General features: G+C 28.8%; 16 protein-coding genes. 1 reads left to right on the plus strand and 15 read right to left on the minus strand.

The genetic code is table 11. The features are described 5' to 3' along the window. Positions 1–88: 88 nt before the first annotated feature. Entirely contained in the window at positions 89–739 is a 651-nt protein-coding gene (gene spoIIM, locus A7L45_RS13610; protein WP_071613291.1) for a stage II sporulation protein M, read from the minus strand. Between the two features lie 303 nt (positions 740–1,042). Between spoIIM and A7L45_RS13615 the strand changes: the two genes are divergently transcribed. After that, complete coding sequence (locus tag A7L45_RS13615; RefSeq protein ID WP_071613292.1) at positions 1,043–2,728, plus strand: IS200/IS605 family element transposase accessory protein TnpB; 1,686 nt, start codon at positions 1,043–1,045, stop codon at positions 2,726–2,728. Positions 2,729–3,604: 876 nt separating this feature from the next. Here the strand turns inward: A7L45_RS13615 and A7L45_RS13620 are convergent. From A7L45_RS13620 to A7L45_RS13685, 14 genes are all read right to left on the minus strand, one after another. Beyond that, positions 3,605–3,763 (minus strand): aspartyl-phosphate phosphatase Spo0E family protein, encoded by a 159-nt coding sequence (locus A7L45_RS13620; RefSeq protein ID WP_071613293.1) that lies wholly within the window; start codon positions 3,761–3,763, stop codon positions 3,605–3,607. Positions 3,764–3,949: 186 nt separating this feature from the next. Further along, positions 3,950–4,198 (minus strand): hypothetical protein, encoded by a 249-nt coding sequence (locus A7L45_RS23885; protein WP_071613294.1) that lies wholly within the window; start codon positions 4,196–4,198, stop codon positions 3,950–3,952. A 57-nt stretch (positions 4,199–4,255) separates the two neighbouring features. Continuing rightward, entirely contained in the window at positions 4,256–4,456 is a 201-nt protein-coding gene (locus A7L45_RS23890) for a site-specific integrase (protein WP_236900446.1), read from the minus strand. Positions 4,457–4,625: 169 nt separating this feature from the next. Then, on the minus strand, positions 4,626–5,444 hold the full coding sequence (gene spo0A / locus A7L45_RS13635) for a sporulation transcription factor Spo0A (protein ID WP_071613296.1): 819 nt from the start codon (positions 5,442–5,444) through the stop codon (positions 4,626–4,628). Between the two features lie 199 nt (positions 5,445–5,643). Then, the gene (gene spoIVB / locus A7L45_RS13640) at positions 5,644–6,861 is read right to left on the minus strand and encodes a SpoIVB peptidase (RefSeq protein WP_071613297.1); all 1,218 of its coding nucleotides are present in this window, start codon (positions 6,859–6,861) and stop codon (positions 5,644–5,646) included. A 308-nt stretch (positions 6,862–7,169) separates the two neighbouring features. Then, positions 7,170–8,858 (minus strand): DNA repair protein RecN, encoded by a 1,689-nt coding sequence (gene recN, locus A7L45_RS13645; protein ID WP_071613298.1) that lies wholly within the window; start codon positions 8,856–8,858, stop codon positions 7,170–7,172. Positions 8,859–8,869: 11 nt separating this feature from the next. After that, on the minus strand, positions 8,870–9,322 hold the full coding sequence (locus tag A7L45_RS13650) for an arginine repressor (RefSeq protein ID WP_071613299.1): 453 nt from the start codon (positions 9,320–9,322) through the stop codon (positions 8,870–8,872). Next, the gene (locus A7L45_RS13655; RefSeq protein WP_071613300.1) at positions 9,291–10,172 is read right to left on the minus strand and encodes an NAD(+)/NADH kinase; all 882 of its coding nucleotides are present in this window, start codon (positions 10,170–10,172) and stop codon (positions 9,291–9,293) included. Before A7L45_RS13655 ends, A7L45_RS13650 begins: the two co-directional genes overlap by 32 nt. Positions 10,173–10,208: 36 nt before the next feature. After that, positions 10,209–11,036 (minus strand): TlyA family RNA methyltransferase, encoded by an 828-nt coding sequence (locus tag A7L45_RS13660; RefSeq protein WP_071613301.1) that lies wholly within the window; start codon positions 11,034–11,036, stop codon positions 10,209–10,211. 31 nt (positions 11,037–11,067) lie between these two features. Beyond that, positions 11,068–12,930, minus strand: a complete 1,863-nt coding sequence (gene dxs / locus A7L45_RS13665; RefSeq protein WP_071613302.1) for a 1-deoxy-D-xylulose-5-phosphate synthase — start codon at positions 12,928–12,930, stop codon at positions 11,068–11,070. A 154-nt stretch (positions 12,931–13,084) separates the two neighbouring features. Next, positions 13,085–13,954, minus strand: a complete 870-nt coding sequence (locus A7L45_RS13670; RefSeq protein ID WP_071614979.1) for a polyprenyl synthetase family protein — start codon at positions 13,952–13,954, stop codon at positions 13,085–13,087. A 57-nt stretch (positions 13,955–14,011) separates the two neighbouring features. Continuing rightward, positions 14,012–14,233: an exodeoxyribonuclease VII small subunit gene (locus tag A7L45_RS13675; protein ID WP_071613303.1), complete on the minus strand. Its 222-nt coding sequence runs from the start codon at positions 14,231–14,233 to the stop codon at positions 14,012–14,014. Next, the gene (gene xseA, locus A7L45_RS13680) at positions 14,233–15,438 is read right to left on the minus strand and encodes an exodeoxyribonuclease VII large subunit (protein WP_071613304.1); all 1,206 of its coding nucleotides are present in this window, start codon (positions 15,436–15,438) and stop codon (positions 14,233–14,235) included. The genes A7L45_RS13675 and xseA overlap by 1 nt, the downstream gene beginning before the upstream one ends. Continuing rightward, entirely contained in the window at positions 15,428–16,276 is an 849-nt protein-coding gene (locus A7L45_RS13685; RefSeq protein ID WP_071613305.1) for a bifunctional 5,10-methylenetetrahydrofolate dehydrogenase/5,10-methenyltetrahydrofolate cyclohydrolase, read from the minus strand. The genes xseA and A7L45_RS13685 overlap by 11 nt, the downstream gene beginning before the upstream one ends. Positions 16,277–16,414 lie beyond the last annotated feature (138 nt).

A 16,414-nucleotide genomic window follows, 5' to 3' on the forward strand; every position in this document is an offset into this window, starting at 1 on the left:
ACAAACTTGGGGAGAAAAATACCCATTACTATTAAAATAATAAAACACTTAATTGATAATATAACAAAATGGAATAAATCCTTATGCTTCATTTGCTTAGACTTCCCAAATTATTAATAAGATTTTTAACAAAATAAGGTGCTATATATGATTCTATAATTATCCCTATAAATAAGAAAGCAATTATTACAATAAATATAACGCTATAATATATTATTCTGCTAGATATACTACTTGTCCATTGTTTATTGAACTTGTTTCTTAATAACATTATAGAAAATTCCATTGATATCACCGATGCAAAAATAGTGCATGGAATATAAATTAAATTTTGAGGTAATACCCCTAGCATTGCAATACCAATACCACTCTTTCCTAGCCCACTAATCATAAAACTAAATGTGAACCCAACTGTAAATCCTTTTAACAAATCAATGATCACAATAATTGGTAAACCCACAATAGTTAACCCTAAAAACCATAGAAAAATAATTACTGGTAAATTGTTTTTTATTGATTGAAAAAATATTAATTTATAACTAATCCCACTTGTGTTTGAAGGATCAATAAAATTAACTAAATAATTCACTAAATCCTTGTGTTCAAATTCACCCATATACTTCACACTATAAATCCCTAAAATTATACCTGTAAATACACACAAAATACTTATAATATACAACCAATAATTCTCTTGTATATGTTTATTTACATTACTTACCAATGTGTTAGATGACATAATTTTTCCCCCTTGTTAATCATTATATTTTTTTATAGCTACTCATAATATGTTATTAAAATCCACTCACGTTATATTCATGCTAGACTTCACCTTATTTAAGATAAAATTGAACATAAATAATTACAATATCTTAATTAATATTTATGATAACAAACGAGTTTATATGCATATTTAATTTAACATTAATAACCACATTACAATTTTATCTTTATTTGCAAAATTATTTTTATATAACTTAATATTATAGGCTCTATTACGGCATAATATATATTAGAGATTATAAAAAAGGTGGCGAATATTTTGAGAATAGAAACTAATTCTTCTACAAGAATATATAAAGATAAGCTTAGCTTTGAAAATCTCAACAATCTATCGAATATACTGTATATTGGTAATGAAGCTAAAATTAAAACTTATTCAATTCTTGTTTACAATCATGAGAAAGGTCTTTCTCAGAGTATTCATTTAACTATTAAAAATATGTTTAATCTTAATACTTATTATACAAACTATGCTGTTTGCGAAGCTAAATGGAATAAATCTTCTAATGTTGAATTAAACAAAATGTACATAGATGATTTAAAGCAGAACATTAATCATAGAGAGAAATCAGCTAAGGATTTAACTAATAAAATTAAATTTTGGAGTAAAATTCATACTCATATTATCGATATATCTAAGGCTATTAAAAATAGTAAAAGCCTCCCCAAATTTAAGTATTATAGACCATATTATTTTTATATGTCAGATGATAAGATTTTTGTTGAGGCAAATTATAAAAATAAAACAATTATATATAATATGTACGATTTTGAACATGCTCTTGTCGTAAAAAAAATTAGCAGATTAACTAATAAACTGAATATGATTAAGCGTGGTATAGGTTATCAAAAACAAAAACTTGCAAGACTTAATACAAGTGCAGTAAAATCATGTTTTGGTACTAAGAAACTATTCAAAGCCCAGCATACATTATATAACGAGCATTTTGAATGGAAAGAAGACTTCTATAAAGCTAGACATAAAACTATAGAACTTCAAGGACTTAAAACAGTTACACAAGGAAATGCTTGTGTTAAATACAACTACGAAACGAATTTACTAAAGATCCAACTGCCATATGAAAATAAAATAGGTGCATATCATAGTTCACAATGGTTTGAAGTAGAAAATGTTGATTTTCCTTACCATAAAGACTTATTAATAGAAGCTCTAAACACTAAAAATTCCCCTGTTTCCTTACGAATTGAAGACAAAGGAGATTACTTTTTGTTTAAGCCATCTTATAAACTATTTAAAGATGAAAGTCAAATTAATTGTTCTAAGGCAAATGGAATTGTAGGCTATGATATAAACTACGACCATATTGCATGGAGTGAAACTGATTGTATCGGCAACCTATTAGACTTTGGCACTATACATTTTAATATAGCAAATAAAACTTCAGGGCAAATTTCAAAAATTTTAGAAAAGGGTGCCTTAGGACTTGTTCAAATAGCCAGGGATAAAAATAAACCACTTGCTGGTGAGGATATTAAAAACATCAGTAAATCCAAATTAACTTATGGGAATACTAAACGAAATATAAAAATCAGTATGTTTGCGCATAAAAAAATCATTGAAGCAATCAGTTCTAGGGCTTTTAAAGAAAATTTAGCCGTATTTTATGTTAATCCAGCATACACTAGCCAAATGGGTAAAATAAAATATATGAAAGCTAAAGGAATATCTATTCATGTATCCGCTGCATATTGTATAGCTCGTAGAGCTCTTGGGTATAAAGAGAAAATACCTTTGATATATAGAACATTTACAACTAATTGGAGGGTACTGTCCAAAGAGTTAAAGACACTTAAAATACATTATTTATATAAAATTTCAAGCACCTTCGGATACACAGACTTAAAAGCTTTTGTAAAAGATACTATAGTAAGCAATTATACTGTCTTCAAAGAAAAGCCTATTATAAAGTTTAGTTTTAATTAAATTATTCAGATAAATTACTTCAATATAAAAATAAAAAATGGCTTTATAGCTTATAGTTACCCTAAAATCTAAGGTTGCTACGCAGTGAAGGCACTTACGTGATAGGGGTGCATTAATTATGAGCTACTCATGAAATAATTATAATTGTAGCTTATTATAAAAATTAGCTTGTTTAGAATTCTAAACAAGCTCTATGTTACAAGGATATTGTTTCTTACTGTTCTTAGTTCAATGAGAACTGGACCGCTTTTGAGGTTTACAATCGCCCACTTCTATAAGTGGTTCGTATGTTGAATTAATTCACCTCTTCTCCATAAATTTCACTATAAAAAGGAAACCACCTTTACGGATTACATATTTTGTGTTATAATACTTGTATAGAGGTGATTCAATATCAATATCAATACTAAAAAAATAGAAAAACTACCAAATAAAAATTTAACTACTAAACTTAATTCTAAGGAAGATTCAATTTCTAATGATAATTTGATTTACGATTCTTTTGAAGAATATCTTAATAACTATAATTCTAATTAATATTAAGGATGTAAGCTTTTGCTTACATCCTATTATTTTTCTTAAGCCTTCCTATTAAACAAAATAAAAGAGCATCTATTAAAGACACTCTTAATCTATCCATTTAGCTAACCCTATTTTGTAATCTTAGCTTATCAGCAACCATTTCTATAAATTCAGAATTAGTTGGTTTACCTTTAGCATAATATTATCAATCTTACCTTCAACCATATCCCTTCTTTCAAATAGAGCAAGTTGTATTAACAATATTGGATTTCGAGATTTACAGTTTAAATTTAATATTGAAGAGAGCCCTTAGGCTCTCCCAACCAATCAATTTGATACGATAACTCGAAAATCTTAATCTAATAGATCATCGTATTCATTTAGTAGTCCATCTAGCTTTTGGCTTAGCTCTACCAGTTTTGGGTCAGTTAATCTGTCTTTTTCGTTGATTAACTGGTGCATCGCTTTTCTTAAGTCTTCAATCTTTTGTGTTATTTCATTCATATTTGTCATAATATCCCACCTTTCGTTAATAATTATAACGAAAATTCAGATATTTTAGTTTATTAATATATGAGTAATTAGCATTCACTGTTTGCAATTCATTGAATTTATCTATGTAAATAATAATTAAAGATAATTATTTGAACGACAAAAAGACCTAATTACGTAATTGGTGAGGTGTAATAACCTTTAATCCTATCCGTAATCTTTTAATTTTTTTTCAAAGGTTCGCATCATAACAATATTACCTTTTGTGCTACAAAATAGTACACAAATATAATCCCTATATTCATGAAATTTAGTAGTATCTATATGTCTTAACAATTCTCCAAATTCTCCATCTGTTATAAATTGCTTAGGTTTTCTTTCATTTTTAAATTGTTTAATATTTTTTACTACGTCTTTTTTTATTACACCCTGCTCTTTGGAATAATTAAAAAACACTTTAATATTTCTGATATAATTATTTACTATGGTAATAGATACTTGTTTTCCATAATCTCATCGTGCCTCGGGAATATTACCTTTTAGTATTTTTTTATCTATCACTACCGTATATTTACCTCTGTTTTTTATATATACAACATAATCTCTAATGTCTTTTTCTGTGATTTTAATAACATATTCTATATTTTTTTCTTCTTGCATATATTTAGAAAATAACCTAAGTGTTTGTTCATAACTCATCAATTGTATACTCAATTTTTCGCATTAAAAAAAACCCCCTCTATTTCATCTATAAATAGAAAAGGTCTATTGATTGTCTTTTAAGAACATATACACTTTTTTTAACAATTAACCGTATTTTTATGACGATATTTATAAAGTTTATTGCTTTCTAATTACCTCTTACCCGTTGATATACCTAAGACTAGCTAACCCTATTTTGTAATCTTAGCTTATCAGCAACCATTGCTATAAATTCTGAATTAGTTGGTTTACCTTTAGCATTATGAACGGTATAACCAAATATTTTGTTTATGGTTTCAACTTGACCACGTCCCCATGCTACTTCTATAGCATGTCTTATTGCTCTCTCCACCCTACTAGCAGTAGTATTAAACTTTTTAGCAATAGATGGGTATAATTCCTTTGTCACTGCAGATAAAAGTTCAATATCATTTACTACCATAGTAATTGCTTCTCTTAAATACATATATCCCTTAATATGGGCTGGCACTCCAATTTCATGTATTATATTTGTTATTTCAGCTTCTAAGTCCATAGGTTCATTACGGTTGCTTTTCCTAACTTCAGTAGTATCAATAAACGAAATTGGTTTTTTATTACTGTTATCACTAGAAATCGTATTGTTAAACATCTGCCTTATTCTTTTTGTGAAAACTTCCATATCAAATGGTTTTACTACATAATAATCTGCTCCAAGTGCTATAGCCCTTTGTGTTATTTTATCTTGTCCCACTGCAGATAAAACTATTATTTTAGGTATTGGATTAAGATCCATACTGCCTAATCTTTCAAGGACGCCAAGACCATCTAAATGTGGCATTATTATATCCAATACTACTAGATCAGGTTTTCTCTCTTTTATTAACTTAAGAGCCTCTATTCCATCTTTTGCAATACCTGTAACCATAATATCTCTTTGGCTTAACAAATAATCATTTAAAATATTACAAAACTCTTTATTATCATCTGCAATAAGCACACTAATTCTTGATTCTTCCATATTCTAACTCCCCTTTATCAATAAATTCCCATATCTTAACAAATATTAATTCGACAAAAGAATTACAATTCCTTCTTATATTAAAAAAAATATTACAAATAAATGATAAATTATCATTTATTTGTAATGTATAAAGATAACATATGCTACTCTATATCTCATTATATCTATTTTACCTCTTTTTTTTAGATAATGCTAGTTATTTTGATAAAATGCCTGCATCTTTCAACATCCATTCAATATATATACCATATCCAACGTCAGGTTTATTAATTAAAACATGTGTAACCGCTCCAACAATTTTATTGTTTTGAATTATTGGACTACCACTCATACCTTGTACTATGCCTCCTGTTTTCTCTAAAAGTCTAGGATCTGTTATTTTAATTATCATGCTTTTTGAGCCTGGTATATCTTGTGATAATAGCTTTTGAATTTCTATTTTAAATAATTCTGGTTCATTACCATTAATAGTAGTTAAAATTTGCGCTTCGCCTTCTTTTATCTCATTTCTAAGACCTATTTTCATAGGTTTATTAAATTTATTGTTTATAAGACTTTCACTTCCATTTCCAAATATACCACATTGTGTATTATTTATTAATTGACCTTTTATTTTATTTTCATCTATAAAAAGTCCTCTTAACTCTCCTGGTGTTCCTCTAGTACCTTTTTTTATAGAAACTATATTAGAAGATATTATTACACCATTATTAATACTTAATATTGTTCCAGTATCAGAATCTGTAATCGGGTGGCCTAACGCTGCAAACTTGTTAGTTCTACTATCATACAATGTTAACGTCCCAACGCCAGCGGTAGAATCTCTTACCCATAACCCAATTTTTTGTTTACCATCTGTGGAATCAATAGTAGGTTTAACCTTTATATCAAAAATCTTTGAACCATTTCTACGCTGTATTTTAAGAGTAAGCTCCGGATTTTTTTCTTTATTAACAAATCTACTTATATCTTCAGCGTGATTTATAACAATATTATTTATTTTTATTATACTATCTCCTATTTCTACACCGGCATTTGAAGCAGGACTTTGTGTTTTACCATTAACACCATCAATATCAGATAAAGCTACTACTAAAACGCCCTTAGTATTTAGTTTAACACCAATTGGTTGCCCTCCTGGATAAACCATTATATCCTTATTTTTCGTTACAAAAGTTAATTTTGCTTTTAACATATTATCTGTATCTTCTTTAACTTTTTTGCCTTTTTCAATTATATAATGATTTGAAAGAACATTATTTGTATTTACTTTTGCATTTATAATGTTGTTAGAATATAAAGTTTGTATTGGTTTGTCAAATGCAGAAACAGCTATACTTTGGTTGCAGACACCTAAAGCAATTATTAGTATTGGTGTTATAAGTAAGCAAAATATATTCAATCTTTTTTTCATAAGCTTTATCTCCTTTTCTCTTATAGTTATAAATTTAAGTTACCCTCACAATCTCATATTATGCTATAATATTAATTCAAAAATAGTCAAAGACATAGATTCAAAACTAAATTATGATAAATTACATTTCATTAAATTTGATTATAATATTACCCACATTTAGAATTTTATAAAATTTATATAATTATTAAAAATAACAAAGTTTATAATGCCACTAACTTTAAAATCAAAAAAATAAAGCCACATATAATGACTTTATTTTTCCCTATTAAATAAATATTTATTACTAATTCTTATAAAAATTAAAACTATTTTTTCTTTCGATTATTGGCCAAATTTATCATTTCCTTAGAGTTTTCTAATGTTAACTTAGTAACCTCTGTGCCGCCTATCATTCTAGCTATTTCTTGTTGCTTTTCATTATCATTCATTCGTATAATATTAGTATATGTTTTATCATTTATAACATTTTTGGATATTAGATAATTTATATCTGCCATACTAGCTATTTGTGGCAAATGTGTTACGCAAAAAATTTGATGGTTTAATGATATTATATACATTTTCTCTGCAACACATTGCGCAATCCTGCCACTAATGCCAGTATCTATTTCATCAAATATAACAGTGGGTATTTCATCCTTATCTACGAACACAGTTTTAAGTGCAAGCATAATACGTGATAATTCTCCCCCAGATACTATTTCTTCTAAAGGATTTAATGGTTCACCTGGGTTGGTAGCTATACAAAATTGAACTTTATCACAACCATTTTTATAAAATTCATCTGTAAGTTTTACTTCAATAAAAAATTTACTTTTTTCAAGTCCAATATAATTAAGCTCATCTTTTATTTTATTTTGAAGTTTTTTTGCTGTTTCACATCTAATTTCATGAATTTCATCTGCTATAATTCTCATTTCACCCTCAAGAGCTATTTTTTCTTTTTTAAGAGAAGTGATTATTTCACTACTATTAGTTAATTCTTCATACTCAACATCAATTTTATCTCTATATTCATAAATTTCTTTTATAGTAGATCCATACTTCTTCTTACAATTATTAATTTGGCTTATTCTACTATTCATATATTCCAATTCTTTTTCATCATAATAAATTGACTCTTTTAAGTCTCTAATTTCTGTAATACTTTCCTCAATATTAAAATAACTTTCTTCAATAGAATCTGCAATTTCTTTTATTTTATCCATATGTTTTTCAATAGTTCGAAGTTCTTTTATGGCAATAGCTAAATTATACAATACTGATGGATTTTCCTCATCACTAGTGTATAATAATTGATAACTTATTGATAAATGCTTCTCCAAGTTTTCAGAATTACTAACTATTGCATATTTTTCTAAAAGTTCCTCATCTTCACCAATTTTGAGATTAGCATTTTTAATCTCTTCTAACTGATAATTTAAAAAATCAATTCTCTTATCTCGTTCTCCTTCATTACCTTCAAGTTTAATAATTCTATTTTTTATACTAATCATTCTTGTATATTGGTCATTATATTCAATTATAGCCGTTCTAAGCCTCTCATTACCAAAAGAATCCACATAAAATATATGATTAGCTTTATCTAATAAATTATGGTTATCATGTTGACCATGAATATCTAGTAGATTTTTACTAATATATTTAACTTTTGAGAGTAGCAATGATTTACCATTAACTTTAGCAATACTTTTCCCAGATTGAAAAGTTTCACGACTTATGAATACTGTATCCTCATAATCAATATCCATCTCTTCTAAAACATCCCTATTGTTTTGGTTATCTATGGTAAAAATAGCCTCTACATAAGTTTTATTTTCCCCTGTTCTAATTAAGCTCTTATTAAATTTACCCCCTAATACATAATTTATAGCATCAATTAAAATTGATTTTCCTGCTCCAGTTTCACCTGAAAGAACATTAAAACCTCTTTCAAAATTAATGCTTAATTTTTCAATTAGGGCAAAATTCATAATATTTAATTGTAGGAGCATACTTATTCCTCCTATTCACTAATCATTTTTTTAACCTTTTGAATTATATCTTTACAGTCTTCTTCGTTTCTAACTAAAATAAAAATAGTGTTATCTCCAGCTACCGTCCCTACAATCCCACTGAATTTCAAAGAATCTAAGGCTTCAGCTGCGGCAGCGCCAGCTCCTGATATTGTCTTAAGTACTATAAATTTATCTACATTATCAACATACAAAACGGTTTGAGAAAAAATGTTAACCAATTTATTTGATAAAAAACTATCACCCGGAGAACTAGTCGAATATATATGAGTTCCATGTGCATTCATAACCTTAATTAATTTTAGTTCTTTTATATCTCTAGAAACAGTTGCTTGAGTAATATCAAACCCATTGTTTTTTAATTCTTGTGCTAACTGTTCTTGAGTTTCAACATCTTTTGACTGAATGATCTCAATTATTTTTGCATGACGCGATATCTTCATCTTTTTCTCCTTCACAATCTGCTGTTCTAGAAATTATTTTTTTCCTCAGTATACCAAAATAATTATAATCATTAAATTTAACTAATCTACATTTTTGCTCTGAAACACTTACCAGTATTTTCTCATAGCTATTTAATTTTATTGCTCTTTGACCATCTAATGTCAAAAATATGCTTTCATGTTCACATTTTATATTTACAGATATTTCACTTTTACTATCTAGCACTATAGTTCTCATAGATAACGATAATGGACAAATAGGTGTTACCTCTATAACATCTAGGTTAGGATATATTATAGGTCCTCCTGCTGATAGGGAGTATGCTGTAGATCCTGTTGGTGTAGCTATTATAAGTCCATCACCTGTAAAATCGATGTAAAACTTATTATCTATATGAAGTTCATATTTAACAACTCTCGCAAGTGTTCCCTTTGATACAACAATATCATTAAGTGCCGTATATTTTTCAAGTTCATTCCTATTTGGCAAAGTACAATTTAGCATCATTCTCTCTTCTACATAATAATCATCATTAATAAATCTTTTCATAGCAGTTTCAAATTCTAGTAGTTCCACACTAGATAGAAATCCTAAATTTCCGATATTCACTCCTAGTATTGGAATATTGGAGTTATTTAAATTACGAGATGTTCTTAATATAGTCCCATCTCCACCTAAAGCAACAATAATATCCAAATAGTTATATTTAATATTTTCAAGTCCAATGGAATCTTTAAACACAAATATATTAGTATCATCAATATATTGGCCAATAATATCTTTTACATATTTACCAATTTTCCCATCCTTATCTTTAGTGGTATTTATATTAATGCCAATGTTTTTCATATTTCCTCCTTACCATTTTGTACCAAACACTATAAATTATTCCCTTTTGAGACAATTTAAACTTGTATGAGCATCACTAACTAATAAAGCTACGTTATCTTCAACATAATCAACATAGCTATTTTTAGATTTAGTAAAATAAACTAGATACTCAATATTTCCATTAGGTCCTTTTATTGATGAATAATCAACATTAATAACCTTTACATTAAGGCTTTTAAGTAAATTTAGTACTCCAAGTATTACGTCGATATGGTCACTAGTTTTTTTAACCACACCTTTTTTATTCACTACACCTATACCTACTTCAAATTGTGGCTTAAGTAATGCCACAACACTACCATCATTTTTCAATAAATTTAATAAATTAGGAATAACTTTTTCAAGTGATATAAATGATACATCAATACTTGCAAAATCCGCAAGTTCGCAAATGCTGTCTTTATTTAAATATCTGATATTTGTTTTCTCCATAGAAACTACTCGAGAGTCCCCTCTCAATTTATCATCTAGCTGATTTGTTCCAACATCTATCGAGTATACTCTGCATGCTCCATGTTGGAGCATGCAGTCTGTAAACCCTCCTGTAGATGCGCCTATATCCATGCAAACCTTATCCTTAAGATCAATCTTAAAGGCATCTATAGCCTTTTGAAGTTTAAGCCCCCCCCTACTAACATAAGGGATGTCTTTACCAACAAACTCAATACTAGATGTAACATCAATTTTTTTTCCACACTTAGTAGTCCTAATACCATCGACAAATATATTTCCAGCAATAATATTTTCCTTTGCTCTTTCTCTTGAAAACAAAATGCCTCTTTCAACCACAATAACATCTAATCTCTCTTTATTTTCTATCATAAAAAACTCCTTAATCACTACTAAAATGTCGTTAAACTAATTTTAAAATACTATCAAAAATCCCATCCACATCTAGTTTATATAACTTATACAGTATATCAACTGACCCATGTGGAATAAATTCATCATTAAATCCTAAATTAATTACCTTCGCCTTCTTGTTCAATGAATTCACATATTCTAATACTAAAGAACCTAATCCACCATGAACTATATTATCTTCAATAGTAACTAACGAATATTTCTTATCTACAAGATCTAATAATAGTGTTTTATCAATAGGTTTGATAAAACATGCATTAACTACAGTAGCTTCTATTCCCATATTCAATAATTTTTCTCTAACTAATATTGCATTTTGTACCATTTTACCTGTAGCTATAAATGCTATTTTACCACCGCCAAGCAGAGTCTCCCATTTCCCCCGCTGTAAGTCATTAATAGGAGACATTTTAACATTTGGGTTATCTCCACCTCTAGGGTATCTTATAGCAATTGGATAATCTTGTTTAACTGCAAACGTAAGCATTGTCTTAAGTTCTCCTATACATTTAGGAGCCATAATTGTCATATTGGGAATATGCGATAAATATGATAAATCAAATATTCCTTGATGCGTTTCCCCATCTTGTCCAACAATGCCTGCCCTATCAATTGCAAAAATAACAGGTAAATTTTGAATACATACATCATGTAAAATTTGGTCATATGCTCGTTGCAAAAATGTAGAGTAAACTGCAAAAATCGGTTTAAGTCCTTGTGAAGCCATCCCTGCAGCCATAGTAACTGCATGTTGCTCTGCAATACCCACATCGAAAAATCTATTGTTGAATTTTTTTGAAAACGATTCTAGCCCTGTGCCTTCAGGCATTGCCGCCGTTATTGCCACTATATTTTTATTTTCCTTTGCTAGAGTTACAATCTGATCCCCAAATGCCTCAGAATAACTTTCCTTGTGACTACTACATAATTCTCCATTTGATGGATTAAATGGACCCACACCATGAAATTTATTTGGCTGCTCTTCAGCAAATTTATAACCCTTGCCTTTTTTAGTTATTACATGGATAATCACAGGTCCATCTGTTTTTTTTGCAAGTTTTAAGACCTTACTTACCTCTTTAATATCATGTCCATCTATGGGTCCTAAATAAGTTATACCCATATTTTCAAACAACATTCCCGGAACCACTACCTGTTTAATTCCGTTTTTTATCTTTTGAATTGAATTAATCATTCCATCACCTACATTAGGTATCTTTCTAAGCGTAGAATTTATTTCTTTTTTAATTCTATTATAAGTTGGGTCAATCCTAAATTGACTTAGATATTTGGACATGCCTCCCACATTTTTAGAAATAGACATTTGGTTATCATTTAGCACAATAATCATTTTAGTTTTTCTAAATCCTATATCGTTTAATGCCTCAAAAGACATACCACCCGTAAGAGCCCCATCACCTATAACTGAAATAACATTATAGTCTCCCTTTTGTAAATCACGAGCCCTTGCAATGCCAGCCCCTGCTGAAATAGAAGTACTACTATGTCCGGCTTCAAATACATCATATTTACTTTCTTCTCTTTTCGGAAAGCCACTTAATCCACCATAATTTCTAAGTAGATCAAATTTATCTTTTCTTCCCGTAAGAATTTTATGTACATATGATTGGTGTCCTACATCCCATATTAATTTATCTTTATCCAAATCAAAAACATTATATAAGCTTAATGTTAATTCCACTACGCCCAAATTAGAAGCTAGATGTCCTCCCGTTTTAGAGACTTTTTCAACTAAAAAGTGTCTAATTTCCTTTGCAAAGTCATTCAACTCTTGTATAGTCATTTTTTTTATATCATTTATATCATTAAAATTATCTAGTATTTTACTCATATATCTATCCTCTTTTATAAAATATATTATTTCACCCACATTTATGGAAATATTATATCATATAATATTATTTAATTCAAAAGCTATTTCGACTATAAAACCCATTTAATGACATCCAAAAGATACTTAATAATTTAAAATAGTTGTTTTATTTTTAATATTCCCTTCTCAATAAAGATTCCGTAATTTCTTCTAAATATTTAGTGTTCACCTTAATTTGTTTTAATATCTTAAAACACTCCTGAGTTAAATCATTACACTTTTGCTTGCATTTTTCTAAACCATACATTGTTATAAAAGTAGTTTTATTATTAAATTCATCGCTTTTTGTATTCTTTCCTAGAATAGCAACATCTCCAATTACATCTAATATATCATCCTTTATTTGAAATGCTAAACCTAATTTATCACCATACTCTTTTAAATAACATAAATCAGTCTCATCAGCATTTCCAAGGGTTGCACCACATACTACCGCCGCTTTTATTAGTTCCCCCGTTTTGTTTTTATGCATATACAGTAATTTTTCTTCTGATATTTTCATTCCTTCACTTAAGATATCACAAATTTGCCCAGCTATCATACCCTCTGCCCCAGAAGCTTTTGCTATAATATTACTTGCCTTAATTGTGTTTAAATTTCCATCTAAACATTGATCTAGCATTATTACCATAGCCTCATTTAATAACCCATCCCCTGCTAGGACCGCAATCGCCTCTCCATAAATCTTATGATTTGTAGGTTTTCCACGACGTAAATCATCATTATCCATACAAGGCAAATCATCATGAATAAGTGAGTATGTATGAATCATTTCAAGGGCCGCAGCAAAAGGTAATATATCTCTATAATCCTCCTTATACATACCATATGTAAGAAGCATTAAAATTGGTCTAACTCTTTTTCCTCCGACTTTTATACTGTAACTCATTGCCTCAAAGTTTTTACTATTCTTTTCAGACTTACCTTTAAAATAATCATCTATCCATTTTTCTACAGACTCTCTAAGCAATTGTATATTCATTTTATCCCTTCTTTCCATTATAATTATTAATTCACCTTCGGATACTTAATTCTTAATCTATTCCACATGAGGCGTAAAATCTTTTTCGCCCTCATCAGTTAATATTTTTATTTTACCTTCTGTGTCATTGAGAATTTTATACAAATTGTTGCATATCTTGACGCCTTCCTCATAATTTACCATTGTCCCTTCTAGTGTTATTTCATTTGAATCCATCACTTCTACAATTTTTTCAAGCCTTTCCATCATTGTTTCATAAGATTCTTTTTTCTTTGCCATTATAACTCCTCCAAATTGCTTATATTAAATCTAGCAGTGCCATCCTTTAATATAATCTTTACATCTTTAATATTTCTTAAAATACTAATTTCACTAATAACCTCATTTTCATGGGTTTGAAGTACGGCATACCCCCTGTTTAATACATTTAAAGGGTTATGTGCGTTCATTAGAGCATTCAACTTTGAAAGTTTCTGCTTTTCCATTGAAATTTTTGCATTAAATTTATAATTTAAATTTTCTCTTAAGTTATCTATATGCGTATATTGGTTAACTATAAAATTCAATGGATTATTTACTTTCAAAGTTTTACTTAGTAAATTAATTTTATTATATTCCTTAGTAAACTTAAATTCCACAGATCTTAACAAAAGTTCCCTAAGAGATTTAATTTCATTATTTAAATCTTTTAAATTTCTCACTGCTATTTCTGCAGCGGAGGATGGCGTTGGAGCTCTATGGTCACAAACAAAATCTGCTATAGTAAAATCAGTTTCATGACCAATACCAGTAATTATAGGGATCTTAGAATTATATATTGCATAAGCTAAATTTTCTTCATTGAATGCCCATAGTTCCTCAATTGAGCCTCCTCCTCTTGCAACAATAATTAAATCTACATTTTTGGAGTCATTGAAATATTTTATACCTTGTTCAATTTCAGAACTAGCACTTACTCCTTGAACAAGAGTCGGATATATTAACATGTTAACATTAGCATTACGTCTTGTTGCAACATTAATAATATCTTTAACAGCAGCACCTGTTTGTGATGTAACTATACCTATTCTCCTAGGAAATGATGGTATGATTTTTTTGTGTTCTTCATCAAACAATCCTAATTTCTGTAACTTCTCTTTTAAATTTTGAAAAGCTAAAAACAATTGCCCTTCTCCATCCGTCTCCATAGAGTCACAATAAACTTGATATGCACCACCCTTTTCATAAACCGAAACTCGCCCTCTAATTATAACATTCATACCATCCCTGGGTATAATAACAAGCTTTTGAGCCTGTGATTTAAACATTACACAATTTACTTTTCCAAATTCGTCTTTTAATGAGAAGTATATATGTCCACTACTATGTAATTTTACATTAGACAATTCTCCTTTAACATTAGCATTATTTAATATAAAATCACTATCTATTACTTTTTTAATATACCCGTTAAGGGCAGTTACTGTTATTACTTTAATAAACATTATCCCTCCACGAAGCGCAAGCATTTTTTATTAGCATCGTTGTAGTCATTAGTCCCGTTCCACCTGGAACTGGGGTAACAAAACTTGCATGATTAATAACATCGTCAAAATTTACATCTCCAGTAATTTTATCATCTATCATTGTAGTTCCAACATCTATAACAATTGCTCCCTTCTTAATAAATTCACTTGTCACAAAGCCTGGTTTACCAATAGCCGCAACTATTATATCTGCAGTTTTACAAACTTCTTTCAAATTCGTTGTTTTTGAATGACATATAGTTACGGTTGCATCTTCATTTAATAACAATTGAGCTACCGGTTTTCCAACAATATTGCTTCTACCAATAACAACTGCATGTTTGCCTTTAATATTACATCCCGTATTTTTAATCATTTCAATAACCCCTAATGCAGTACAAGGAATAAAGCTTTTATCCCCCTTATAAAATCTACCCATATTTACATCTGTTAATCCATCAATATCCTTTTTATATGAGATTTTAGAAGTGATTTCTTTCTCATTTAGGTTTTTAGGTAAAGGCAATTGAATTATTATTCCATCTACGCTATTATCCTCATTGAATTTTTCTATAATATCTATGATATCCTTTTGACTTATATCTTGCTCTAATTGAGTACAAGCGTATGAAATTCCTAATTTATTGCACAAGTTATTTTGACTTCTTACATATGATAAAGAACCTCCATCAGAGCCTACCAATATAGTTTTAATTGATGGTGCTCTAAGCCCCCTATCAACGCCATCTTTTATGATATTTTTAATCTCATCTCTGTAAGTCTCAACTATTAACTTACCATTAACTCTAATTCCCATATTCTTCTCTCCTTTTATACATTTTAAAATATTAACTAGTACCAGAATATTTTAACATAATTTTAATTGTTTTTTTTAAAAATAAAAAACTAATCAAATATACACCCTCAGATCTTGCATTACAAAGCCAATTTAACA

Origin of the sequence: Clostridium estertheticum subsp. estertheticum, from assembly GCF_001877035.1 — a bacterium.
GTDB classification, from domain to species: domain Bacteria; phylum Bacillota; class Clostridia; order Clostridiales; family Clostridiaceae; genus Clostridium_AD; species Clostridium_AD estertheticum.

Excerpts from the sequence above, each read along its gene's own strand:
- spoIIM (WP_071613291.1), bottom strand. The coding sequence starts at position 739 with ATGTCATCTAACACATTGGTAAGTAATGTAAATAAACATATACAAGAG.
- A7L45_RS13620 (WP_071613293.1), bottom strand. The coding sequence starts at position 3,763 with ATGACAAATATGAATGAAATAACACAAAAGATTGAAGACTTAAGAAAA.
- spo0A (WP_071613296.1), bottom strand. The coding sequence starts at position 5,444 with ATGGAAGAATCAAGAATTAGTGTGCTTATTGCAGATGATAATAAAGAG.
- spoIVB (WP_071613297.1), bottom strand. The coding sequence starts at position 6,861 with ATGAAAAAAAGATTGAATATATTTTGCTTACTTATAACACCAATACTA.
- recN (WP_071613298.1), bottom strand. The coding sequence starts at position 8,858 with ATGCTCCTACAATTAAATATTATGAATTTTGCCCTAATTGAAAAATTA.
- A7L45_RS13650 (WP_071613299.1), bottom strand. The coding sequence starts at position 9,322 with ATGAAGATATCGCGTCATGCAAAAATAATTGAGATCATTCAGTCAAAA.
- A7L45_RS13655 (WP_071613300.1), bottom strand. The coding sequence starts at position 10,172 with ATGAAAAACATTGGCATTAATATAAATACCACTAAAGATAAGGATGGG.
- A7L45_RS13660 (WP_071613301.1), bottom strand. The coding sequence starts at position 11,036 with ATGATAGAAAATAAAGAGAGATTAGATGTTATTGTGGTTGAAAGAGGC.
- dxs (WP_071613302.1), bottom strand. The coding sequence starts at position 12,930 with ATGAGTAAAATACTAGATAATTTTAATGATATAAATGATATAAAAAAA.
- A7L45_RS13670 (WP_071614979.1), bottom strand. The coding sequence starts at position 13,954 with ATGAATATACAATTGCTTAGAGAGTCTGTAGAAAAATGGATAGATGAT.
- A7L45_RS13675 (WP_071613303.1), bottom strand. The coding sequence starts at position 14,233 with ATGGCAAAGAAAAAAGAATCTTATGAAACAATGATGGAAAGGCTTGAA.
- xseA (WP_071613304.1), bottom strand. The coding sequence starts at position 15,438 with ATGTTTATTAAAGTAATAACAGTAACTGCCCTTAACGGGTATATTAAA.
- A7L45_RS13685 (WP_071613305.1), bottom strand. The coding sequence starts at position 16,276 with ATGGGAATTAGAGTTAATGGTAAGTTAATAGTTGAGACTTACAGAGAT.